24 protein-coding genes are annotated in these 23,484 nt (G+C 70.8%); 15 read left to right on the forward strand and 9 right to left on the reverse strand.

Annotation, left to right across the window (positions count from 1 at the left end; all coding sequences use genetic code 11):
- Positions 1-17: 17 nt before the first annotated feature.
- The gene (locus tag DEJ00_RS12205) at positions 18-377 is read right to left on the reverse strand and encodes a UBP-type zinc finger domain-containing protein (protein WP_111057568.1); all 360 of its coding nucleotides are present in this window, start codon (positions 375-377) and stop codon (positions 18-20) included.
- A 177-nt stretch (positions 378-554) separates the two neighbouring features.
- On the opposite strand from DEJ00_RS12205, the gene ppk2 reads away from it, so the two are divergent.
- The 13 genes from ppk2 to DEJ00_RS12270 all read left to right on the forward strand — a co-directional run bounded on the left by ppk2 (position 555) and on the right by DEJ00_RS12270 (position 14,745).
- Positions 555-1,463 (forward strand): polyphosphate kinase 2, encoded by a 909-nt coding sequence (ppk2, locus tag DEJ00_RS12210; protein WP_027467245.1) that lies wholly within the window; start codon positions 555-557, stop codon positions 1,461-1,463.
- 186 nt (positions 1,464-1,649) lie between these two features.
- Complete coding sequence (locus DEJ00_RS12215; protein ID WP_111057533.1) at positions 1,650-3,278, forward strand: APC family permease; 1,629 nt, start codon at positions 1,650-1,652, stop codon at positions 3,276-3,278.
- Positions 3,279-3,293: 15 nt separating this feature from the next.
- A complete protein-coding gene (locus DEJ00_RS12220) occupies positions 3,294-4,133 on the forward strand; it encodes an urea amidolyase associated protein UAAP1 (RefSeq protein WP_111057534.1) in 840 nt (279 codons plus the stop codon).
- Entirely contained in the window at positions 4,133-4,837 is a 705-nt protein-coding gene (locus tag DEJ00_RS12225; protein WP_111057535.1) for an urea amidolyase associated protein UAAP2, read from the forward strand. The genes DEJ00_RS12220 and DEJ00_RS12225 overlap by 1 nt, the downstream gene beginning before the upstream one ends.
- On the forward strand, positions 4,834-8,532 hold the full coding sequence (uca, locus tag DEJ00_RS12230; RefSeq protein ID WP_220038870.1) for an urea carboxylase: 3,699 nt from the start codon (positions 4,834-4,836) through the stop codon (positions 8,530-8,532). The genes DEJ00_RS12225 and uca overlap by 4 nt, the downstream gene beginning before the upstream one ends.
- Complete coding sequence (atzF, locus tag DEJ00_RS12235; protein WP_258373674.1) at positions 8,529-10,325, forward strand: allophanate hydrolase; 1,797 nt, start codon at positions 8,529-8,531, stop codon at positions 10,323-10,325. Before uca ends, atzF begins: the two co-directional genes overlap by 4 nt.
- 26 nt (positions 10,326-10,351) lie before the next feature.
- Positions 10,352-11,044, forward strand: coding sequence for a TetR/AcrR family transcriptional regulator (locus tag DEJ00_RS12240; RefSeq protein ID WP_111057536.1), 693 nt, complete (start codon positions 10,352-10,354; stop codon positions 11,042-11,044).
- Between the two features lie 69 nt (positions 11,045-11,113).
- The gene (locus DEJ00_RS12245) at positions 11,114-11,707 is read left to right on the forward strand and encodes a biotin transporter BioY (protein WP_071245214.1); all 594 of its coding nucleotides are present in this window, start codon (positions 11,114-11,116) and stop codon (positions 11,705-11,707) included.
- Positions 11,708-11,792: 85 nt separating this feature from the next.
- Complete coding sequence (locus DEJ00_RS12250; RefSeq protein ID WP_146247958.1) at positions 11,793-12,353, forward strand: hypothetical protein; 561 nt, start codon at positions 11,793-11,795, stop codon at positions 12,351-12,353.
- Positions 12,350-12,880, forward strand: a complete 531-nt coding sequence (locus DEJ00_RS12255) for a DUF6611 family protein (protein WP_111057538.1) — start codon at positions 12,350-12,352, stop codon at positions 12,878-12,880. Before DEJ00_RS12250 ends, DEJ00_RS12255 begins: the two co-directional genes overlap by 4 nt.
- Before the next feature lie 49 nt (positions 12,881-12,929).
- Positions 12,930-13,271 carry a hypothetical protein gene (locus DEJ00_RS12260; RefSeq protein WP_051597132.1) on the forward strand — a complete coding sequence of 114 codons (342 nt, stop codon included), beginning with the start codon at positions 12,930-12,932 and terminating at the stop codon, positions 13,269-13,271.
- 103 nt (positions 13,272-13,374) lie between these two features.
- Positions 13,375-14,004 (forward strand): TetR/AcrR family transcriptional regulator, encoded by a 630-nt coding sequence (locus DEJ00_RS12265; protein WP_111057539.1) that lies wholly within the window; start codon positions 13,375-13,377, stop codon positions 14,002-14,004.
- 27 nt (positions 14,005-14,031) lie between these two features.
- Entirely contained in the window at positions 14,032-14,745 is a 714-nt protein-coding gene (locus DEJ00_RS12270) for an NADPH-dependent F420 reductase (protein WP_111057540.1), read from the forward strand.
- Positions 14,746-15,331: 586 nt separating this feature from the next.
- Here DEJ00_RS12270 and DEJ00_RS12275 read toward each other — a convergent pair.
- The 7 genes from DEJ00_RS12275 to DEJ00_RS12300 form a co-directional block, all read right to left on the reverse strand.
- A complete protein-coding gene (locus DEJ00_RS12275) occupies positions 15,332-15,904 on the reverse strand; it encodes a CypD family RiPP peptide-cysteine decarboxylase (RefSeq protein WP_111057541.1) in 573 nt (190 codons plus the stop codon).
- 2 nt (positions 15,905-15,906) lie between these two features.
- The gene (locus tag DEJ00_RS12280) at positions 15,907-16,464 is read right to left on the reverse strand and encodes a DUF5819 family protein (RefSeq protein ID WP_111057542.1); all 558 of its coding nucleotides are present in this window, start codon (positions 16,462-16,464) and stop codon (positions 15,907-15,909) included.
- Positions 16,451-18,151 carry a hypothetical protein gene (locus tag DEJ00_RS12285; protein ID WP_220038872.1) on the reverse strand — a complete coding sequence of 567 codons (1,701 nt, stop codon included), beginning with the start codon at positions 18,149-18,151 and terminating at the stop codon, positions 16,451-16,453. Before DEJ00_RS12285 ends, DEJ00_RS12280 begins: the two co-directional genes overlap by 14 nt.
- Before the next feature lie 144 nt (positions 18,152-18,295).
- Positions 18,296-18,460, reverse strand: a complete 165-nt coding sequence (locus DEJ00_RS18555; protein ID WP_181440173.1) for a cypemycin family RiPP — start codon at positions 18,458-18,460, stop codon at positions 18,296-18,298.
- Between the two features lie 422 nt (positions 18,461-18,882).
- Positions 18,883-20,361, reverse strand: coding sequence for a hypothetical protein (locus DEJ00_RS12290; protein WP_111057543.1), 1,479 nt, complete (start codon positions 20,359-20,361; stop codon positions 18,883-18,885).
- Positions 20,358-20,987, reverse strand: coding sequence for an ABC transporter ATP-binding protein (locus tag DEJ00_RS12295; protein WP_027467258.1), 630 nt, complete (start codon positions 20,985-20,987; stop codon positions 20,358-20,360). The genes DEJ00_RS12290 and DEJ00_RS12295 overlap by 4 nt, the downstream gene beginning before the upstream one ends.
- 29 nt (positions 20,988-21,016) lie before the next feature.
- A complete protein-coding gene (locus DEJ00_RS12300) occupies positions 21,017-21,628 on the reverse strand; it encodes a DUF3887 domain-containing protein (protein ID WP_111057544.1) in 612 nt (203 codons plus the stop codon).
- 328 nt (positions 21,629-21,956) lie between these two features.
- Between DEJ00_RS12300 and DEJ00_RS18560 the strand changes: the two genes are divergently transcribed.
- Entirely contained in the window at positions 21,957-22,106 is a 150-nt protein-coding gene (locus tag DEJ00_RS18560) for a hypothetical protein (RefSeq protein ID WP_181440174.1), read from the forward strand.
- A 286-nt stretch (positions 22,107-22,392) separates the two neighbouring features.
- Here the strand turns inward: DEJ00_RS18560 and DEJ00_RS12305 are convergent, their stop codons facing one another.
- Positions 22,393-23,013, reverse strand: coding sequence for a hypothetical protein (locus tag DEJ00_RS12305; RefSeq protein ID WP_146247960.1), 621 nt, complete (start codon positions 23,011-23,013; stop codon positions 22,393-22,395).
- 220 nt (positions 23,014-23,233) lie between these two features.
- Between DEJ00_RS12305 and DEJ00_RS12310 the strand changes: the two genes are divergently transcribed.
- Positions 23,234-23,479 (forward strand): hypothetical protein, encoded by a 246-nt coding sequence (locus DEJ00_RS12310; RefSeq protein ID WP_111057546.1) that lies wholly within the window; start codon positions 23,234-23,236, stop codon positions 23,477-23,479.
- Positions 23,480-23,484 lie beyond the last annotated feature (5 nt).

Consider the following 23,484-nt stretch of genomic DNA (forward strand, 5'->3'; position numbering starts at 1 on the left):
CTGACGACCGCGGCGGATCAGCGCGATCCGCCGAGCAGTTCCAACCAGTCCCCGGGAAGGCGATCCGCCGGCCCGGGGACTGCCTGCGTCACGGGGTGGCTGGTGGGGGCCGCGAGCTCGAGCCCTTCGGAACGGGCGTCGTCGCGGTAGTCCCACGCCCAGGTCTCGCCGGGCTCGTAGCTCTGGATGACCGCGTGCCCGGTCTCCTCCCAGTGCCGCGTCGCGTGGGTGTTGAGGGAGTCGTCGCAGCAGCCGACGTGGCCGCACGCCGCGCAGCGGCGCAGGTGCACCCACCACGAGCCGGTCGCGTCGCACTCGACGCACCCGTCTCCGCTCGGTGCGATCTCGGGGTGGATCATCTCGGCCTGGTCCGTCATGGCCCCATCATGCCTGTGAAGGGCCACATGCGGTCGGGAGGCGCGGGGCGGGCCCGCACCGCGCCTCCAGGCCGTCATCGGGTCGCGTCCAGGGCGAGGCGTGGGGCGGTCGTGCGGGTGGCCGGGCCAGGATGGCCCTGGGGCCGACAGCCGATCGGCTCGCAGAGGGAGGACACCGTGGACACAGCGCCGTACTCGCAGCCGTTGCGGGAGTACATCGAACAGCTGCGGACCGAGGGGTACAGCGTCGCGGACGGTCAGACGGCCGACCCGGAGCTGATCGACCCGCACGGCAACCCGGTGCTCACCTGGCAGGACGACTACCCGTACTCGGAGCGCCTGCCGCGGGACGAGTACGAGTACCAGAAGTACCTGCTGCAGATCGAGCTGCTGAAGTGCCAGTACTGGCTCGAGGACACCGGCCAGAAGGTCGTCGTGCTCTTCGAGGGGCGTGACGCCGCGGGCAAGGGCGGCACGATCAAGCGGTTCACGGAGCACCTCAACCCCCGGACCTCGCGGGTCGTCGCGCTGAGCAAGCCGACCGAGCGCGAGCGTGGTGAGTGGTACTTCCAGCGGTACGTGCAGCACCTGCCGGCCGCCGGTGAGATGGTCCTGTTCGACCGCTCCTGGTACAACCGCGCCGGCGTCGAACGGGTGATGGGCTTCTGCAGCGACGACGAGTACGAGTCGTTCATGACCCAGGTGCCGCAGTTCGAGCGGATGCTCGTCGACTCCGGCATCCACCTGACGAAGTTCTGGTTCTCGGTGACCCGGCGCGAGCAGCGGACCCGGTTCGCGATGCGCCAGCTCGACCCGGTGCGGCGGTGGAAGCTGTCCGACATCGACCTGCTGTCGCTCGACCGCTGGGAGGACTACACCGAGGCGAAGACGGCGATGTTCACCCGGACGAGCAAGCGCTACGCGCCGTGGACGATCGTGCGGTCGAACGACAAGAAGCGCGCGCGGCTCAATGCCATGCGGTACTTCCTGACGCAGTTCGACTACCCGGACAAGGCCGCCGACGTCATCGGCAAGCCGGACCCGCTCATCGTCCGCCGCGGCAAGCGGGACGTGGACGTCGAGTGATCCCCCACTGGTGATGCCTCACCGGTGATCCCCCGCCGCTGATCCGCCCGCCGACTCGGAACGTTTACACGCCGAGGCCTGCCGTCACGCACTCGAAACAGACGGGCAACGGCGACGACACAGGGCCGCAAGACACTTGTCGCACTACCTGTCACCCGACAGGTACTCCGCGAAAGGTCTGCAGTCATGCGTTCTCCGCAAGCACCGCTCCACGCACCGCGCGCCACGTCCGACGTCGACACCCAGGGGCTCGCCCGCCTCGGCTACGAGCAGGAACTCCACCGCGGGGTCGGCTCGTTCTCCTCCTTCGCGGCGGGCTTCTCCTTCGTCTCGATCCTCACCACGGTCTTCCAGCTGTTCGGACTCGGCTTCGGGCTCGGCGGTGCTGCGTTCTTCTGGGCGTGGCCGCTCGTCTTCGGCGGCCAGCTGCTCGTCGCGCTGAACTTCGCGCAGCTCGCGGCCCGCTGGCCCATCTCGGGCGCGATCTTCCAGTGGTCGAGCCGCCTGGCCGGAGCCCGGTTCGGGTGGTTCACCGGCTGGACGATGATCATCGGCCAGATCCTCACCGTCGCGGTGGCCGCCATCGCCGTGCAGGCCGTGCTCCCCGCGATCTGGGACGGGTTCCAGGTCGTCGGCGGTCCGGGCGCGGACCCGTCCGTCGCGTCGCCGACCGGTGCCGCGAACGCGGTGATCCTCGGTCTGGTGATGCTCGCCGTGACGACGATCGTGAACATCACGAGCGTCCGGCTGATGGCCCGCGTGACGAGCTTCGGCGTGCTCATCGAGATCATCGGCGTCGTCGTGCTCATCGGCGCCCTGTTCCTCCTGCCGCACCGCAGCGCCTCCGTGGTGTTCACGACCGCCGGGTCGACCAGCACCGAGCCGTACGTGTGGGCGTTCCTGGCGTCCTCGCTGATGGCCGCGTACGTGATGGTCGGCTTCGACTCGGCCGGTGAGCTCGCGGAAGAGACCCACAACCCGCGCCGGACCACCCCGAAGACGATCGTCCGGGCACTCACGGTCTCCGGACTCGGCGGCGGGCTGCTCATCATCGGCGCCCTCGTCGCCGCCCCGAGCCTGACCGACGGCAAGCTCGCCACGCAGGGTCTCGCCTGGGTGATCACGTCGACCCTCGGCGACGTCTTCGGGCGCCTCCTGCTCTGCACCGTCGCCGTCGCCGTCTTCGCGTGCACCCTCGCCGTGCAGACCGCCGGCGCCCGGATGGTCTACTCGATGGCCCGCGAGAAGGCGCTGCCCTTCCACCGCACCCTCGCCCGGGTCTCGCCCCGCACCGGCACCCCGATCGCCGCGTCGATCGTCGTCGGGGTCGGCGCCGGGCTGGCCCTCGCCGTCAACATCGGGCAGTCCGCGATCTTCACCGCCCTGTCGAGCCTGTGCATCGCGATGCTCTACCTGGCCTACCTCGGGGTCACCGGGCCGCTGCTGGTCCAGCGGATCAAGCTCCGTCGTACCGGGCTGCCGACCGGGGTGGACGAGGACGGCAAGCCGCTGTTCACCCTCGGTCGCTGGGGCATCCCGCTCAACGCCCTGGCCGTGGCGTTCCAGATCGGGATGGCGATCAACCTCATCTGGCCCCGGCCGGAGATCTACGACCTGACCGGCACCTCGTGGTGGCTGCAGTACAGCGCCCTGCTGTTCATCGGCGGCGTGCTGCTCGTCGGCTGGGCGTGGTCGAGCTGGCGGCACCGCACGCACGGGCCGATCACCCTGGCCGAGGTCCCCACCACCGCGGCGGTGCCCGTCCCCGCAGCCGCGACTGCGGCGAGCCCGACCGCCGCCTCCGTCGAAGCCTGATCCGGAAGGAACCCCATGCGCGACCTCCACCAGACCGACAGCGTGCTCGCCTCCCGGTCCGACGCACGCGCCCAGGCCGGCTCGCAGTCCGAGTACATGCCGTACCTGCCGGCGTCGTCGTCACCGTTCGCCCCCGAGGGCGTCGACCCCGCACAGCTCGTCTGGGCCGAGACGGTGGCGCCGGGCGGGTACACGCACAAGGTGCTGGCCCGCGGGTCACGGCTGCGGTTCGACGACCCAACGGGTGAAGCCTGCGCCAACGTCCTGGTGTTCAACGCGCTCGAACCGTGGGAGCGGCTCAACGTCGCCGACACCCAGAAGATCCCGTGGCAGGCGTACCTGGGCCAGGGTTCCCCCCTGCTGAGCGGGGACGGCCGAGCGCTCGCGACCGTGCTCGAGGACACCTCGGGGCACCACGACGCGTTCTGCGGCACCTCGACCGACGCCTGGAACGAGCGGAAGTACGGCGACGCGGCACCCGAGGGGCGCACCCCGAGCGGTCGGTCGCTGTTCGCGAAGGCCGCCGCCAAGCACGGGCTCACCAAACGGGACCTGCCGCCGAGCATCTCGTTCTTCCAGGGCGTGCGGATCGACGCCGAGGGGGCGATGACCTTCACCGGTTCGGCCGGCGCGGGCACCCACGTCACGCTCGTCGCCGAGCTGCCGCTGCTCGTGCTGGTCGCGAACGTCGCGCACCCGATCGACCCGCGCCCGGACTACCTGGTCGGACCACTGCGGGTGCACGCCTGGCGCGGGGCCCCGACGACCGCGGCCGACGAGCGGTTCACCGCGACGCCGGAGCTCACCCGCGCCTACCTGAACTCGATCGACCACGCGGAAGCCCGAGGCCTGTGATGACCGACACGACGACCCACACCCCCACCTCCACCGTCCCGGTCGGAGCCGTCCACGACCCGGACGTCGCCCTCGACTGGAGCGAGTCCCTGGTGCCGGGCACCGTGGTCCGCGACGACCGGGTCGCCCCGCTCGCGCCGTGGTCCGCCGTGGTCCGCGCCGGCGAGGTGCTCACCATCGTCGACGTCGGCGGCAACCAGAGCGCCGACTGCCTGCTCTACGACGCCCACGACCCCGACGAGCGGTACAGCGTGCCGGACACCCTCGCCGCACAGGGCAACGCGTACGTCCGGACCGGCACCGTCCTGATGTCGAACGAGGGCCGCCCGCTGATGACCGTCGTCGCGAACGAGATCGACCGGCAGGACACCATCGGCGGCGCGTGCTCGAAGGAGTCGAACACCCTGCGGTACGGGCACCACACCCGGTACCAGCACGGCTGCCGCGAGAACTTCCTGGCCGAGGCCGGCCGCCACGGACTCGGTGCCCGCGACATCGTGTCGAACCTCAACTGGTTCATGAACGTGCCGGTCGAGGCCGACGGCGCCCTCGGGATCGTCGACGGCATGAGCGCCCCCGGCAAGCGGGTCGCGATCAGGGCCGAGCGGGACGTGCTCGTCGTCGTCTCGAACTGCCCGCAGATGAACAACCCCTGCAACGACTTCTCCTGCACACCGCTGCGCATGATCGTGGTCCAGCCGTGACCGCCGCGCCCGACCCCACCGGGACCGCCACCGTGAACCAGACACCCCTCGGCACCGACACCGTCCTCGTCGCGAACCGCGGTGAGATCGCCCGCCGCATCATCCGGTCCGCCAAAGCGCTCGGCATGCGCACCGTCGCCGTCTACTCGGACGCCGACCGCGCGGCACCCCACGTCCGCGAGGCCGACACAGCGGTCCGGCTCGGACCCGCCCCCGCCCGCGACTCGTACCTGCGCATCGACGCGGTGGTGCAGGCCGCGAAGGACACCGGCGCCGGACTCGTGCACCCCGGCTACGGGTTCCTGTCCGAGAACACCGACTTCGCCCGGGCCTGCGAGGACGCCGGCATCCGGTTCGTCGGGCCGACCGCCGACCAGATCGTCCGGTTCGGCGCGAAGCACACCGCCCGCGAGCTGGCCGCCGCCGCCGGCGTCCCGATGCTCGCCGGCACCGGGCTGCTCGCCAGTGTCGACGACGCCGTGGCCGAGGCCGAGCGCATCGGGCTGCCCGTCATGCTCAAGGCCACCGGGGGCGGCGGCGGGATCGGCATGCAGGCCTGCTCGACCCTCGACGAGGTCCGCGAGGCGTACACGAGCGTCGTCCGCCTGGCGACCGCGAACTTCGGGTCGGCCGGCATCTTCCTCGAGCGACTGGTCCGGCCCGCCCGGCACGTCGAGGTCCAGCTCTTCGGCGACGGCGAGGGCCGCGTCGCGGTGATCGGCGACCGCGACTGCTCCCTGCAGCGCCGCAACCAGAAGGTCATCGAGGAAGCCCCGGCACCGGCACTCCCCGAGCACGTCCGCGCCGAGCTGCACGCGTCCGCCCGCCGCCTGGCCGAGAGCGTCGGGTACCGCAGCGCCGGCACTGTCGAGTTCGTCTACGACCCGGTGCGCGAAGAGGCGTCGTTCCTCGAGGTGAACACCCGCCTGCAGGTCGAGCACCCGGTCACCGAGGAAGTGTTCGGCGTCGACCTCGTCGAGCTCATGCTCCGCCTGGCCCGCGACGGTGCCGCCGGCATCGACCCCGACGTGTTCGACCGCACCTGGACCCCGAACGGCCACGCCGTCGAGGCCCGCGTCTACGCCGAGGACCCGGCGAAGGGCTCGCTGCCCTCCAGTGGCCTCGTCACCCAGGCCGTGTTCCCGAGCGCGACCACGGCATCCGGCGAGCGCACCGGCATCCGCGTCGACGGCTGGGTCGAGACCGGCTCCGAGGTGTCCGCGTTCTACGACCCGATGCTCGCCAAGGTGATCGCCACCGGGGAGACCCGCGACGACGCGCTCGACCTGCTGCGCGACGGGCTCGCGGCCACCCGCATCGACGGCATCGTCACGAACGCCGGGCTCCTCCGCGCGCTGACCGACGACCTCGAGCTCCGCACCGCCACGCACTCCACCTCGACGCTCGACGCGACCGAGGACCCGGACCCGCGCATCGACGTCGTCGCGCCCGGCACCATGACGATGATCCAGGACCTGCCCGGCCGGGTCGGGTACTGGCAGGTGGGCGTCCCGCCGAGCGGCCCGTTCGACGCGGCGTCCTTCGCCGAGGCGAACCGCGCCGTGGGCAACCCGGACGGTGCCCCCGCGCTCGAGGTCACCGCCACCGGCCCGACACTCCGGTTCTCGGCCGCCGCGGTGGTCGCGCTCACGGGTGCGCCGGCGCCGGTCACCCTCGACGGGGAGCCCGTGGCCCTGTGGGAGCCCGTCGAGGTCGGCGCCGGCCAGACCCTGGCGATCGGCACGGCCCCCGGTCCGGGCCTCCGCACCTACCTGGCGGTCCGCGGCGGCTTCGACGTGCCGACGTACCTCGGCTCGACCGCGACCTTCACGCTCGGCGGCTTCGGCGGTCACGCCGGTCGGGCCCTGCTCGCCGGCGACGTCCTGCGCCCGGGCTCCCCGGACTCGGACGCCCCGCACCCGGCGTTCCCGTCCGGAACCCGTCTGGGCCTGGTGGGCGGTCCGACCCCGGCCGACCGCCGCACCGCACTGACCGACGCGTGGGAGGTCGCCGTCACCGAGGGGCCGCACGCCGCACCGGACTTCTTCACCCGCGCCGACCTCGACGTCTTCTACGCCACCGACTACGCCGTGCACCACAACTCGGCGCGCACCGGCATCCGGCTCATCGGGCCGCGGCCGGAGTGGGCGCGGACCGACGGCGGCGAGGCCGGTCTGCACCCGTCGAACATCCACGACACCCCGTACGCGGTCGGTGCCATCGACTTCACCGGGGACACCCCGATCATCCTCGGACCGGACGGGCCGTCGCTCGGCGGCTTCGTCTGTCCCGCCGTGGTCGCCAGCGGCGACCTGTGGAAGCTGGGCCAGCTCCGACCGGGTGACACGGTCCGGTTCGTCCCCGTCCGCGAAGCCGACGCCGCCGCGCTCGACGCACACCGGGCCTCCAGGACGGTGCCGCGCACCGGAGGCGACGGCGACGACGGCGTGATCGCCCGCCTGGACGCGACCGACGTGCGGCCGAGCGTCGCGTACCGACGCGACGGCGACGACAACGTGCTCGTCGAGTACGGCGACATGACCCTCGACATCGCGCTGCGGATGCGCGTGCACGCGCTCATGACGAAGCTGCAGGAGCACACGCCGAAGGGGATCCTCGACATCACGCCGGGCATCCGCTCGCTGCAGGTGCACACCGACGCGTCCGTGCTCAAGGCGCGCGACGTGGCGGGGCTGCTCCGCGAGCTCGAGGACGAGATCCCGCCGACCGACCAGCTCGTCGTGCCGTCGCGCACCGTGAAGCTGCCGCTGTCGTGGGACGACCCGGCCACCCGTCTGGCGATCGAGCGGTACATGAACGGCGTCCGGAACGACGCCCCGTGGACGCCGTGGAACATCGAGTTCATCCGTCGCATCAACGGGCTCGAGAGCGTCGACGACGTCTTCCGCACCGTGTTCGACGCGAGCTACCTGGTGCTCGGCCTGGGCGACGTGTACCTCGGCGCCCCGGTCGCGACCCCGCTCGACCCCCGGCACCGCCTGGTCACGACGAAGTACAACCCGGCCCGCACCTGGACCGCCGAGAACTCCGTCGGCATCGGTGGCGCGTACCTGTGCATCTACGGCATGGAGGGTCCGGGCGGCTACCAGTTCGTCGGCCGCACCGTGCAGATCTGGAACCGGTTCCGCCGGGGCGGGCTGTTCCAGGAGAACCCGTGGGCGCTGCGGTTCTTCGACCGGATCGAGTGGTACCCGGTCGGTGCCGACGAGCTGCTCGAGCTGCGCGCCGAGACGGACGCCGGACGGGGCTCGTTCGAGACCGTCGAGGGCGAGTTCTCGATCGCGTCGTACAACCGGTTCCTGGCCGACAACGCCGGGTCCATCGCCGACTTCCGGGCGCAGCAGGCGCAGGCGTTCGGCGAGGAGAAGGAGCGGTGGCGGGCATCGGGCGAGTTCGACGTCCGTGACGAACCGGCCGCCGTGGTGGCCGACGCCGTGACCGTCCCCGAGGGGTCGACCGCCGTGTACGCCCCCTTCACCTCGACCGTGTGGCAGGTGGACGTCCGCCCGGGTGACCGCGTGGACGAGGGGCAGAAGCTGCTGGCCGTGGAGGCGATGAAGATGGAGTCGATGGTGCACGCACCGGTGCCGGGCCACGTGCTCGAGGTGTACATCAAGCCGGGCGACCAGGTCGCGCCGGGCCAGGTCCTCGCGGCGATCGGAGCGGCAGCGTGAGCGGGATCGGCGCGGCGAGCACCGGCCCGACCGCCGCCACCGCGGCCGCCACGACGTCCGTCGCTGCCGCGACCGCCACCACGTCCGCCGCGGCCCGCGTCCGTGACGCCTTCGCCCGCATCGACGCCGTCGACCGACCTGAGGTCTGGATCACCCTGCGCGACCGCGCCGACGTGCTGGCCGAGGCCGAAGCCGTCGACCCGTCGCTGCCCCTGGCCGGCCTGCTGTTCGCCGTGAAGGACAACATCGACGTCGCCGGCCTGCCCACCACCGCAGCCGCCCGCTCCTACGCCCACGACCCCGCAGCCGACGCCACCGCCGTCGCCCGGCTCCGCGCCGCCGGCGCCGTCGTCGTCGGCAAGACGAACCTCGACCAGTTCGCCACCGGCCTGGTCGGCACCCGCTCGCCCTTCGGTGCGGTCCGGAACGCCTGGGACCCGACGCGGATCTCCGGCGGCTCGTCGAGCGGTTCCGCCACGGCGGTCGCCCTGGGCATCGTCGACTTCGCGCTCGGCACCGACACCGCCGGGTCCGGCCGGGTGCCCGCCGCGCTCGGCAACCTGGTCGGGGTGAAGCCGACGAAGGGACTCGTGCCGAACACGGGCGTCGTCCCCGCCTGCCGCTCGCAGGACTGCGTCACGGTGTTCGCCCGGTCGCTCGACCTGGCGCGCACGGCGGCCGAGCTGATGGCCGGCCCGGACGGCGTCGACCCACTCGCGCGGCCCGACCTCGCCCTCGCCGACCTGCCCGCCGTCCCGCGCATCGCGGTGCCGCTGCCGTCGCAGCTCGAGGGACTCGCACCAGGCTGGGACGAGGCGTTCGCCGCGGCCGTCGACCGGTTCCGTGCGCTCGGACACCAGGTGGTCGAGGTCGACATCGCACCCCTGCTCGACGCCGCGTCGCTGCTCTACGACGGCGCGTTCGTCGCCGAGCGGTACGCGGCCGTCGGCGCCCACATCGAGGCCCACCGCGACGAGGTCGGTGCCGACCTCGACCCGTCGGTCGCCGCGATCGTGCTCGGTGGCGCACGACCGACCGCCGCGGAGCTCTTCGCCGACCAGGAACGGCTCGACGCGTTCGGGGCAGCGGGTCGCGCCGCACTCGAGGGCACGACCGCCCTGCTCACCCCGACGACGACGTGGCACCCGACGCTCGAGCAGGTCGCGGCCGACCCGATCGGCGCGAACAGCCGGATGGGTCGGTACACGAACTTCGCGAACCTGCTCGACATGGCCTCGCTCGCCGTGCCAGCGGGATTCGTCGACGGGCTGCCGTTCGGCGTCATGCTCACCGGTCCGGCATTCAGTGACCGCCGCCTGGCGGCGTTGGCGGCCGCGTTCGCCGCCCCGACCGTCGACCTGCTGGTCGTCGGGGCGCACCTGCGCGGTCAGCCGCTGAACGGGCAGCTGGTCGCGTCCGGCGGATCGTTCGTCCGGGAGGCCCGCACCGCGTCCGACTACCGGCTGTACGCCCTCGACACGGTGCCGCCCAAGCCCGGGCTGGTCCGGGTGGGCCCGGTCGCGTCCGGCGCTGCTGTGCCCGGGTCGGGCTCGGGCTCGGGCTCGGGCTCGGGCTCGGGCTCGGGCTCGGGCATCGTCGGGGAGGTCTGGCGCCTGCCCGCCGCCGGCTTCGGCACCTTCGTCGCGGCCCTGCCGGCACCGATGGCGATCGGCACCGTGGCGCTCGACGACGGCACCGAGGTCACCGGGTTCCTGGTCGAGCCGTTCGCGGTCCAGGGGGCCGAGGACATCACCCACCACGGCGGCTGGCGCGCGTACCGGGAGCAGTCGTGACGCACACCGGCTGTCAGGATGGGGGCATGACCCCCGACGACCGGCCCGTGCGCCCCGGCCGACCGCGGGTCGTGCCGAACGCCGACTCCGCGCTGAGCCCGCGCGACCAGATCCTCGACGCCGCCGCCGCGCTGTTCGTCGAGAACGGCATCAGCGCGACCTCCACCCGGGCGATCGCCGAACGGGTCGGGATCCGGCAGGCCTCGCTGTACTACCACTTCGCCGGCAAGGACGACATGCTCGTCGAGCTGCTCACGACCTCGGTGCGCCCGAGCCTCGAGCTGGTCCGCGGCCTCGAGCAGCTCGTGCCGGAGTCGGCCTCGGCCGCCGGTGCCCTCGCCGCGCTGGTCGTCGCCGACGTGGACACCCTCGCCCGCACGCCGCACAACATCGGCACGCTGTACCTGCTGCCCGAGGTGCAGGGCGAGCGCTACGACGGGTTCCGGGCCGAGCGGGTCGAACTGCAGGAGGCCTACGGGCGCCTCGGCTCGCGCGCTGCCACCCCGGACGTCGCCGCCGGTGTCGCGCCGTCGCGCCTCGGTGCCGTGCTCATCCAGATCACCGAGACCGTCATCCAGCTCCGCCGGTCCGGCCCCGTGCAGGACGCCGACCGCGACGCCCTCGTCGCGACCTGCCTGCGCGCCTGCGGCCTCGACACCGCCGCCGTGGAGGGGGCCCGGCGCGACGCCGAGTCCCTGCTGGCCGCCGTTGCGGTCTGACCCCTTCTCCCGCAGCTCCTTCTCCCCCAGCTCCGTCTCCCCAGCTCCTTCTCCCCAGCGAGGAACACCATGACCACGATCACCCCCGCCGCACACCGTCCGCTCGCCGACGCGCTGCTCCCCCGCACCGCCGTCGTCAGCACCGCGCTGGTCCTCGGCGGCGCGCTGCTGACCGCCGGTGCCGCGCAGGTGTCCGTGCCGATCTGGCCCGTCCCGATCACCGGGCAGACCCTGGCCGTGCTGCTCGTCGGCAGTGCCCTCGGTGCCCGTCGCGGTGCCCTGTCGATGCTCGTCTACGCACTGCTCGGCGTCGTCGGGCTGCCGGTCTTCGCGGACGGCTCGGCCGGGGTCGGCGTGCTCGTCGGCCCCTCCGGCGGGTACATCGTCGGCTTCGTCGCTGCCGCGGCCCTGGTCGGCTGGGTCGCCGAACGCTTCGGCGACCGCCCGCTGCGGAACGCGCTGCTGTCCTTCGCCCTCGGCACCGTCGTCACCTTCGTCGCCGGGATGGCCTGGCTCGCGGTGGCACTCGGCCTCGACCTGCAGCAGACCCTGCAGTACGGGCTGTACCCGTTCGTCCTCGGTGGTGTGGTGAAGACCCTGATCGGCGCCGGCGTGATCTCGCTCGGGTGGACCGCAGCCCTGCGCTCGGCCACCCGCCGGTGAGCGCTCCGTCAGGACTCCGGCGCCGGCCGTAGGGGTTCCGTCAGGAAGCCTTCCGCGCTGTTCGAGCCCGCGAGAGCGTGTGGTCGTGACCCTGACTGCGATCATGCCGACGCTCCGCGCGTCGCTCCCCGATCCGATGGACCCGTTCCTCTGGCCGGCCCACACCGTCGCGACCACCGACGACCTGCTGGTCTCGGCGATCTCGATGGTCCGGCTCGCCGACCTCACCGGCACCCCGACCGTGCACACCGCCGAACAGTCCCCGCCCCGGTACCGCCCGCGCGGCTGGGCACCCCGCGACGTGAGCGTCGCCGTGGCGTCGGTCACCCGTGTGCGGCGACCGCGCACCGGGGTCGTGCTCCTGGAACTCGACGCGGTCCTGCCGACCTGCGCCGTGCTCGACCAGGTGCGCCTGATCGGACGCCGGAGCACCGCTCCCCTCTCCCCGATGTACGTCGTCACCCGCTGTGACGGTCAGGCCGACGGTCCGTTCCACCGCCTCCCGGCTCCGTTGCCCGCCGACGTCCGCGAAGGCGACCTGGTCTGCTTCCCGTGCCTGGCGACCGTCCGGCACCGCGACGTCGTCGAGCCGGTCCGGGCGGAACTCGCGCCGGTGCGCGCGGAACTCGCGCCGGTCGATCGATGACCACTGCGCTGCCGGTCCGCACCCGGCTGCTCGACGGCACCCACCTGTGGGGCCGGTACACGATCCGACCCGTCGGGCGGACGCTGTGGAGCTCGCGGACCCTCGTCGTGTTCCCGCCCGGCACGACCACCGGCGAGCGCCTGCTGCTGCGTGCCTGGCACGTCTGGCCGGCCGTCGGGGCGGTCGTCGCCCTCGCTGCCCTGGTGCTCGCCGTCTCGGTCCCCGCCGTCGGCACGACCACCGCGCTGCTCCTCTACGGCGGCGGCTTCGCGGTCCTCGCCCGCGCCACCCGCTCGCTGCGACCGCGGGTGCGGTCCGTCACCGTGACGACGTTCCTGGGCGACGGCCGCCGCGAGGTCCACGGCGACGAGCGGCTGCTCACCGGCTCCCTGGACGCGCTGTCGATCCTGGAGCAGGCGCTCCGGGCCGACCGCATCCGCCCCGTCGACTTCGAGCTCATCTGGGGCGACGTGTGGAACGCCCTGGAATCCCCGGACCCGGACCACCGCGTGCAGCGGTCAACCTGAAGCCCGTTCCCGCGCCGCGCGTTTGTATGGGTTCGGGAAGGAGCACGCGATGAAGCACATCCACTACGACGCCACCACGATCCTGGTCGGTGACGACGTCGCCGACGCCGTGATCGAGTACGCCGCGGCCCTCGCAGGCGGGGACCGAGCCGACACCGTCGACGTGCCCGCCGTGGCCGACGACGGGACGATGACCACCACGAAGATCCTCATCGGGCCCTCGAGCGAGATCGTCATCGAGGACGCGGAAGAGGACGAACTCGAGATGGACAACGGGGAGTTCGTCGGGCGGCTGCGCGCCGCCGCGAAGACCTTCGGGCACAGCGAGCCGATCCACGCGAACACGCGGACGGACCTGGCGGACGCGGCGGAGGCTGCCGAGGAGTCCTGACGCCTGGGCGTCGCGCTGCAGCGACGAAACGGAGAGGGTCTCCTGTACTGTGGTGGTTCCGGAGAGCTTCTCCGGTTCTTGAGCCACAGCCTGGAGGCCCGCCATGCCCGAGCAGACCGCTCCCGCCGGGCGCGCCCCGCGTTCACCGCACTCCCCGCGTCCGCCGCGTCCCGCGCGCGCTGACGCGCTGCGGAACCGGGACCACATCCTGCGGGTCGCCGAGCGCTCGTTCGCCGAGCACGGCGTGACCGGCTCGCTCGACGCGATCGCCAAGCAGGCCGGCGTCGGCGCCGGCACCCTGTACCGGCACTTCCCCACGCGCGAGGCCCTGCTCGCCGAGCTCCTGGCCGCGCGCGACGAGCACCTGGTGGCGCGTCGCGAAGCGCTGCGCGACGGCTCCGTGGACACCGGCGACGCCCTGCACGGCTGGCTCGACGCGGTCACCGAGTGGGCTGGCACGTTCGACGGACTGCCCGAGCCGCTCCGCGCCGCCGCGTCGTCCGACTCGTCGCCGCTCGCCCTGACGTGCCAGGGGTTCATCGCCACCACGGACGAGTTCCTCCGCGCCGCCCAGCGTGCCGGTCGTGCGCGTGCCGACGTCCGCGCGCGGGACCTGTTCCTCGCCGCGCTGGCGACCAGCTGGGTCCGGGGTGCCGCGATGGCCGACGACTCGTCCTCCGCCGCGCTCTCCGCCCTGTCGCGGCGCGGTTGGGAAGCCCCTGCTCTCCCCTGACCTTCACCACTGTTGAAAGGGCACCACATGAACCGCATCGGCATCATCGGCAGCGGAGCCATCGGCACCGCGATCGCACGCCTGGCCGTCGCCGCCGAACTCGACGTCCTCATCGCGAACTCGCGCGGCCCCGAGTCGCTGCAGGACCTCGTCGCCGAGCTCGGCCCGCACGCCCAGGCCGGCACCGTGCGGCAGGCCGTCGAGTTCGGCGATGTGCCCGTCCTCGCGATCCCGCTCACCGCCTACCCGGCGCTCGCCCCCGACCTCGACGCCTTCGCCGGGCGGACCGTGCTGTCGACGGGCAACTACTACCCCGGTCGCGACGGCAGGATCGAGCAGCTCGACACCCTCGCGACGACCACGGCGGAGTACGAGCAGACGCTCCTGCCCGGCACCCGGATCGTCAAGGCGTTCAACAACATCGTCGCGCACCACATCCCGAACCTCGCCGACTCCACTCCCCGCACGGCGCTGCCGATCGCGGGCGACGACGAGCAGGCCAAGGCCGTGGTCGCCGAGCTCGTGCAGCTGCTCGGGTTCGACACCGTGGACGCCGGCACCCTGGCCGACTCGTGGCGCTTCGAGCCGGAGTCCGGGGCCTACACGGGGATCTACGCGGCGAGTGCCGAGGGGTTCGCGGCGGACTACCTGGCGGATCAGGGAGCACCATTGCCCGCCGAGCGGCTGCGAGACATACTGGCGGTGTCGCACCGGGCGGATGTGGCGAACCGGCAGTTCTGACGATCGCAACTCTTTGGGGGACCCTTGCGACGACAAACAATCTGCTATCTCGGCACCCTCGCCCGGCAACGCTGGCTGAGTTTCCCCTGGGCTGACTCGGATTTTCCCCTTCTTCGGACAAGCCCCGCTCGGGAAGGGTGTGAACTACACGCCGATGAACTACTCGGCATCGGCCCGCATCCTCGCGAGCCGCCTCGAACCGCGCTGTAGGAGCTGGCCTGCGATCTCGGCGGCCCCCGTGTAGCCCCTGTTGAGCAGGATGACGATCTGGCGGTTTCACCCATCGGGGATGGCAACGCTCCTGGGCTGCAGTCCTCGAAGGCGGTCGGCTCGTCGCTGCTGCTCGACGGCGGGAAGATCGCCAACTCCCGGCATCACGGCAGGTAGGAGAGGAAGCGCTGCGAAGGCGAGACGAAGAGCAGGCCCGACGGTGACTCCACAGCAGATTGACGTCGCCATGCTCGCGGGTGACTTGAGTCACTCGTCTCATCGGTGTTGACCGGGGCTGACTCGCCCTGGTCGGAATCGGTCAGCCTTGCCGTCGCGCCTGACGTCCGCAGTCGTCATGTTCAGGTGTGTGGCGCCGTCACCCCCGACGATCTGCGATGGCTCGGTTCGCGAGCGCCAGCGCGCCGGGGAGGTTGAAACCGCTCAAGGTGGTCGACCGATCGGTCGCGCGAGGAGTCTCGATGCGTGGGGCGAAGGACACATTCGTCCGCTTGAGCAGGACCGCGCGCCAGTGTTCGATGACCTCGTTCTCAGCGGGGAAGACGTCGGCGAGGACGATGGGCAGATCAGTGATCTGCAGCATCATGTGGGCTGGAGAATCAGCGCGTCCTTGAGCCAGGCGCATCACGGTGTCGAGCGTCGCCGGGAACACCACGAAGCACTCCGAGGCACCGCTTCGTCCGTCTCGCCACGAGTGCGGGACCGACGGCTCGTCCCATTCATCGAGCCAGACCTGGCCGTTGGCGAGGGCTCGGAGCGCGTCGACCGACACGAACGCCGTCGCGCGGGACGAGACCGACACGTTCACGACGACGTCCGGGGTGGTGAAGCGCAGCCAGTTGACCCACCAGGGGACGAGCGAGGCCGAGATCGAGCCCGACACGTGCAGGTGCAGCTCCTGGCCGGCAAAGGGCGTGAGCGTCGGCTGCACGGTCAATTGCACCCCCAGGGCCGGACGTGTTCCCACTCGGAGACCAGGATCGGCTGTACCCGCTGGTCACCGACCGCGGAAGGGAAGAAATTGACGAGCAGGAACTGGAAGCGCTCGTCCGTGCGCATCGGGAGTAGAGCGCGCGCGGCATCGGTGACGAGCTCGTACGGCGTGCTCGACACGATCCAGTCGAACCGTGAGTAGTTGGCCTTCATCACGGACAGCTGTTGCATGGCGTCGAAGAGCGCCTTCGGCCCGCGGCTCCGCGGGTGGAAGACGACGTTCGTGATGTGGTGACCGATCGTCGGCGTGATGTCCTGCCACTCGGACGGCGTCCCCGTCGTGTCACCGTCCCCGGTCCGGACGAGGAGGTGGACGTTCTGCACGCCGGGGTTCGGAGCGAAGAACCGCCAGCCGGGCAGCGTCCATCCACCGACGTACCGCCGGAGGTCGAGGTTGAACGAGTCCGGAGTGTTGAACAACGTCGTCGCGATGAGATGTGCCGTGAGCGCGCCGGCGGCCACCGCACCGATCGCTCCGCGAACCTTATCCAGCGGCATCGACGGCCTCCTCGACGACCGCTGCCACCTGTTTGGCGTTTTGACGGTACCCGATGACCGATCGGTGCGACGAGTCCGCGACGAGTCGGTGTCCCGCGCCGAGCTTTCGGGCGAGTTCCGCCTGCTGCGTAGCGTTCTCCTGTGACGCGACGAGGTACCGGTTCGGAATGGCCCGGAGGACGTCGAGTGCCCGATCCGTGTCGAACTCGAAGTACTCGCGGGTCGCGCGGTAGATGTTGCGCGGACCGAACACGAACTGCACCGTGCCCATCTGCTGGTCCGGTTCGTACCGGGACTGGCGGTCCACGGCGTGCGGGGCGAAGTTGTAGATTCCCGTGAGCGCAGCGAACATGCTGCGCAACTGCGACTGCAGGAACGATCCGACCCGCTTGCGGTCTCGTCGGTCGGTCGCGAAGAGGTCGGGATCGGTCCCGTCGATCACGACCGCTGATGTGATCCTCCGGCCGGCCACCTCACGGTCGGCGTAGCCGGCGAGCGCCAGCACGCCAATCGAGTGGGACACCGCGACGAGCGGACCGGACGACCCGGTGTGCCGAACGAGCGCATCGACGGCCGTGTGCGGATCCGCCGACGAGGTCGTCTGACCGTACCCTCGACGGTGGTACGCGACCAGGTGGAAGTCGGACCGGGTCATCGCGGACACCCAGTCCCAGGCGTCAAGCGGGTTGCCGAGGCCGGCTTCGAGTATCACGACGGGTGCCGTCGTTGGGTCGGTGCCGGCCGCCGTCGGCGGGGTGTGCAGGTACTCGACGTCGCCGTCGCCGACCTGGAGCAGCGCCGTCCCCTTCAGACCACGCCGCCGCTCGACGTCGATCGCCCGTTGTCCGGCCGCGTACGTCGCCGTCGTCGCGGTGATCGCGACCGCAGCCGTCAGGACGAGACGCTCGAGCTTGGAAGAAGGCAGCGCATGCCGACCGACCACGTACTGGACGGCCCCGTGCGAACCAGTGAAGCCCCAGATGAAACGCGGAAGCTCCATGACCGCGGCGACGGCGACGTGAAAGCCCTTGACGCCAACGAGCAGAACGTTGCCCCACCGCTCGGGGACGGCGTACACGACCGGGAACGCGATCTCCCAGATCGGCGTCGCCCAGGTCAGCGCCCGGGTCAGCCGGGGTCGTGACTTGAGGAACTTCGCTGCGGGACCGCTGCCGTACGCCTGGGTCTGCACGACCTCGCCGAGCGCATCGCCTTGCACCCAGCTCGACCCGAACAACTTCGCGAACCCGGAGACGAAGTAGCTCAACCCGGCCTGCAGGTTCACTGCACGAAGGAACAGGTCGTCCGAGCGCTCGGCGTCCGGGATGAGCGCGGAGACGGTCCGGTACTGCGTGATGACGGCGGTCATCTGGTCAGCGCCGTCCCGGCCGTACGGAGTGCGCACCTCGTTCAAACGGTTGCATGCACCGATCGCCGCCGAGGCGGCGATCTGCACAGGGCGACGGTTCCGGCCGAACAGGAGCACGACGGACGCCGCCAAGTTGACTGCCGCCAGCACCTTCGGGGTGGCAGGGGCGTCGAGGGCGGTCGCCAGCCGGTGCCGCAGCGTCCCGGGAACCGTGCCCCGCGCGGACACTCCTCGGAGGAGCCCATCACGCCGGTAGAGGGGTCCGATGGTGAGCGCCTCGACCGAGCTGAGGATCTGGCCGACGGCGATCGGTGCCATGGTGGCTTTGATCGCGCGTTGCCGTGGGTCGTCGCCGGATCGGCGGGGTGAACGGATGCGGTGCAGCAGCAAGACAGTGGCCTCCGGAGGGTGCGGACGAGGAGGGGAACTCCCCGCTCGTCGCCGAGCGGGGAGCCGCGAGTCCTAGCAGATGAGGCAGATGGTGCTGCCCGCGACCACGAACTCGGCCGCGGCGACGATCGTCGGGGTCGTCATGGCCGGGATGGAGGCATCAGCGCGTGCGCCTGCTTCTGCGGACGACAGCGCCGCGTTCGCGAACGCCTGGACTTCGAGGACTTCACTGTTCATCGGATTCCCTTTCTCGTGTGCCGGAACGGCCGTCCCGGCATGGTGCACCTCGTGAGGAGGTGGCAGTGGCGAAGCGCCTCGCAGTCGGAGCACGTTGCGTGCATCGACCGGCATCCGGGCGCGCGGCAGGCAGCGACGCGGATGGTGCGGGTGCGACGGAACGTCAGGCGTTGCAGTTCAACGCTCGACGTGACGGGGTGCGAGACGGCGAGCACGCGCGGCTCCGATGAGAGCGGCGGCAGCTGAGACCGCTCGGTACTGAACAACACTCGAAGCCCCCCTCGATCGACATGTTCCAGGCTTCGGGCCGTGGACCGCCATGGTCCACAAGTCTCGCGCCTTCGGCACCACTCCCCCCTCGAAAGGGTGCCGTCACGGGGACGCTAACAGACGAAGAACGACCTGTCCACCTCGCGGAAGGGTCAACCTCGGCGTGCCCACCGGACGAGCAGGAAGAGAGCGATGACCACGGCGACCGCCGTGAGCGCCGGCAGGGATCCCGCCCCCGTCGACGAGCCCGCCAGGACCGCGAGGAGCGGGGCATCGAGCGCCCAGAGGATCCGGAGCAACGGCATCGGATCGCCGACCGCGGAAGGTGCCGGTGTCATCAAGAAGACCGGCGAGGGGCCCCGGAGGGCATTGCTGACCCGCGCCGAGACCACGACCGTCGGGAGCACGAGCGCCCCCCAGATCGGCGCAGCAACGGGGCTGGCAGCGACGACGGTGCCGACGACGACCGTTGACGCAAGTGTGATGACGACGCTGAACGCGACGGGGAAGATGCTGTGCAGGAGGAGCAATGAACCGTCGCTGAAGCCGTACAACGGCTGGTCGCGTGAGACCTGTGCGACGTGCTGGATACCCCGGGTCGAGGCGCCAGCCCCGACGTACACCAGGGCGGCGGCGACCGCTCCGAGGAGGGGCGCTGCCGTCGCGCTCTGCGCCGCGAGGACGAGAGCCAGACCGGCAGCAGTGATCGTGAGCACACCGCCGACAAGTCGAGCCGGGGTTCGTACCGCGCCGACGGCGTCGCGGACCAACACCATCACCACGGGCAGCGCGCCGTCGCGGACCGCGCGCAAGCGACGTCCCGCCGTCGGGACCGCTTCGTACGACCCGGAAGCGGCAGCGAAGTCGAGGCTGACCGCGTGGGCGATCGCGACGTCCCACTGCGCCGACTGCGCGGTGATGGTCGCCCCGCGGACTCTGTCGAGCAGCCACGGCATCACCACGACACCGACGACCGCCACCGCTCCAAGGACGACGATCCCCGGGACGTCGACCGTCGGGGTGGCCCATGCCCAGGCGCTCGGTGCAGCGTTTGTGCCGAGGAACGCGAGCACGGCAGCCCCGACCACGAGAACTGCGGCGAGGACCGCTGCCGCACGCGGGGTTGCCTGTCCGAGGAGCCAGCACAGTCCGGTCAGCACGCCGATGAGCAAACCACGCACCGCGAAGCCGATCGCGCTCCCAACGGGCACCAGGCCGACGAACACCAAGGCTGTCCCGAGGAACGTCGCCGCGCCGCCACCCACGGCCGCCAGAGTTGCGACCCCGACCAGGGTCTGGCGGCCGAATGTGGTCCGCCCGGGGAGGTCACTCGACGTCAGCACGTGGGCGAGGAACGGCGCTGCGACCGCGGGGCCGCGATTCCTGCCCACCATCAGTGCAGTCGCCCAGACCGCGAGCACGACCACCGCTGCGGTGACCGCGGCGATCGGTTCGGTCATCGCGACCGCGGTGGTCCGCGCAGTGACCGCCAACCAGGCGGCTCGCAGCACCGGTGCGCCGACGATGAGGGCGAACAGGACGAGCGAGTACGCAATGAAAGCCCGGTCACCGGCCGCTCGTTGCTGTCGCCCGCGCCAGATCGCCGTCGCCGCTCGCAGACGCGGGTTCACGATGCTCGGTCCAGCTCGAGCACGCGGTCGGCGAGGCGCTCCATCAGGGCCGAGCTGTGCGTCGCGACGACGATCGCAGCGCCACCCGACCGCCGGCGGGCGAGCACGTCGCCGACCACCCCGACGCGCTCGTCGTCGAGTCGCTGCTCCGGTTCGTCGAGGACGAGGACGTCGAACGGTCGCGCGAGCACGAGCGCAAGTGCGAAGAGCTGCTGCTGCCCCGACGAGAGCTCATGCGGGAACCGACGGAGGAGCCCGTTCAACCCCAGTTCTGTCAGCACACCGAGAGCAGTCTCCTCGGCGACGTCCCGCTCGCGGAACCACGTCGCCGCGACGAGACGCACGTGGTCCTCGACGGTCAGGTCCGGCGCGGTCGGTGGCAGCCCGAGGAGTGACGCGACCCGCCGGCGGAAGGTCCGGTCCCGGCGGTTCACCGGTTCTCCGCCGATCGCCACCGATCCTCCCGTGGGCATGCGGACTCCAGCGAGCACCTTGAGCAGCGTCGACTTTCCCGCCCCGTTTTGCCCTCGCACCACCAGCACTTCCCCCGCACGGACGGACGCACTGGTCGGCGGCAGCAGGACCATGTCGTCCACGGCGACCGCGACTCGGTCGATGTCAATCATCGGCTCTCCCGGAATGCGCTGCGGATCGGTCACGACGGCGATCCCGCCAGGATGAACAGCCCCGAGATGCGCCCGTCGTCCCAGAAGCTGATCCGGGCGGTGCACTCGTCCTGCTCGAACCGAAGCGGCGTGGTCGTGATCGCGAACCCGGAAGCGCGCGACACCTGAGTTTCACCACGGTGGTCGAACGCACCGATAGCGGCCACGACCTGCGACCACGCCGCAGAAAGGCCGTCCACCGAGAGGCGGGCGCGCATCGCGTCGTCGAACCGATCGACGACGGCCTGCCAGGAACCGTGGGCCAGTTCGTCGACGACGGCGGTCGCACGCTCGACCGCCGCTCCTTCGGCAGCGGCCGGCGGCTCCGCTTCGTGTCCCGACACCGGCTCGGGCCGACCGAACCGTTGGAACGCCGCCTGTCGGCTGACTCCCAAGACCTCTCCGACCTGCTGCCAGGTGACTCCGGACTGCCGCGCGGCCACGACCGCGGCGGACAACATAGCCGTGGTCTGGTCGCCGAGCGCCCGAACCGCGGCGATCCGGTCGAGCGGCTGATCGGCTTCCTGCAGCACGGGAGATGCGATGATCCCGCCGACATCCCGGTACAGCTTGGTGGCGAGTTCGTATAGGTCGTCGGACACATGTGAAGCCTACCTTCACACATCACCAGGTTGTCAAGGACGAATGGACGGCAGCCTCGGAAGCGACGCCTGCGCTCCAGCTGCCTCCGGCGAGGCCGTGAGGCAACAACGCCGCTGCGTTGCAGCACGATGCACTCGACCCGCGGATGCGCGCCCAGAACGGAACGTTCCCTGCTTGCGGTCTGTACCGGCCCTACCCCGGACTGGTGTTCCACACCGATGAGGTCCAGTTCCGGCGGACACGCCCTCAGGCGTGTCGAATCTCGCGTTGAACCTTCTGCTGCAACACCCCGGGAAGACCGGTCACGAGTGGGGTGGAGCAGGGTGGGTGATCAGGGTCCCCGCGGAATGGAAGCGTGGGCTACTGCAGCGGCTGCACAGCGAGCCCAAGATCGCCGAAGACACGATCTACCCGGCAATCACTGAAACCGCGCGACTCGCCAAGCACATCGTCAAGCAGGCGGTCACTCAGCAATGATCGTCTCACCGCGGCCGGGTTCGTCGGCAAGGGAGACGGGAAAGATCCCGGTGTCGCGTGCCACGAACGTCTGTACCTCTCGCACGGCGGGAAGATCTCGCCCGTGGACGATGAAGAATGACCGATCCGGTCGCAGACATGCTGACCAGATTGCGGAACGCGAACTCCCGCTCGCGGGACCCCGCCGAATATATCCCGTTCGCCGCGCCGCCGACATTCAGGGGAAGAGTAGAATGATGTGTTCACTAGAACTCCGTGCGGCTTCGTCGCACTGTCGGGACTCTACTCAAGTCCTCGGGGGCTCTTCGACCCCTTTTCGCGCCCGCTTTGTCAATGCGGTCACCTCTTTCCCAAGCCGACGATCATCAACCAGCGAAGCGACGAAATCACGGCCTTCGTCTCCGCCGAGCCGCATGATCCTCTTGAGAAAGTAAATCGGATCTTCATCGAACTCGCCGCGCTCGCGGGTCAAAGCGATGAGGTCGCCGATATGCTGCTTTGTGACGCAGGCAGCCAACGCGACCGCCGCCCCCTCGCGTGCCCCCTCATCGGTCGCATTTCGATAGGACGCCACCAGCCGGTCCCAGTATTTCACGGCCGGCTTCACCGCGAGCGCTCGGCCAATTCCTTCCATCACTCGCGAGGGGTACCCGCCCTGCTCGAGGTGCGCCATCAAGATCGGAAGAGCCTCCGGGTAGGGCTCGCTTGTATTCACAAGCTCCCATATCGACGAAAGGTGCAGTCCCACATCAGCCAAGTCTTTCAGTATCGAGCTGGAAGCGGCTCGTTCAGCGGCAACGCGCGTTTGAGCTGCCCGTTCAAACTCAGCTCTCGCTGCGACGCGGACAGGGTTAGCTTCGAGCCGTTCGAGAAACTCCTGCGTTGATTCTTCAGAGTTGTTCGTCATGGTATGTATCTCACATTGAAATTGTTCGCCGGATTGCTAATTGCGTCCTTCAAGGGTTGCGACAGCTTGATGACCGCCGCGGGTTCCCGCAGGCGAAGGCGATGCCCGACGCGAGCCTTTCCTCCGGAAAAGTCCCGGCGGAATAGTCCGAGCCGTTCGCGGTCGCTAAGTACACGTGCGGGGTCGAGTACCCCATGGCCATGACACCAGGAGCCACATCATGACCGTCCGCCTCGCCCGCATCAACTACGAACGCCACCTCCGCGCCTGGCGCCTCCGCCTCGACCCCGACGCGACGGGCGACGGCGACAATGCTGGTGACCTCATCGGGTTCAGCGGGAACATCCGCGACCCGGACGATGAGCTCCGCGTGACGATGCACCTCACCGGTTGGGGTGTCCGCCCGGAACCCGACGGCTGGCGGGACGAGGACGGGACGAGGGTCGTACCGGTGTCGATCGGGTAGTTGCC

Source organism: Curtobacterium sp. MCLR17_039, assembly GCF_003234745.1.
GTDB lineage: Bacteria > Actinomycetota > Actinomycetes > Actinomycetales > Microbacteriaceae > Curtobacterium > Curtobacterium flaccumfaciens.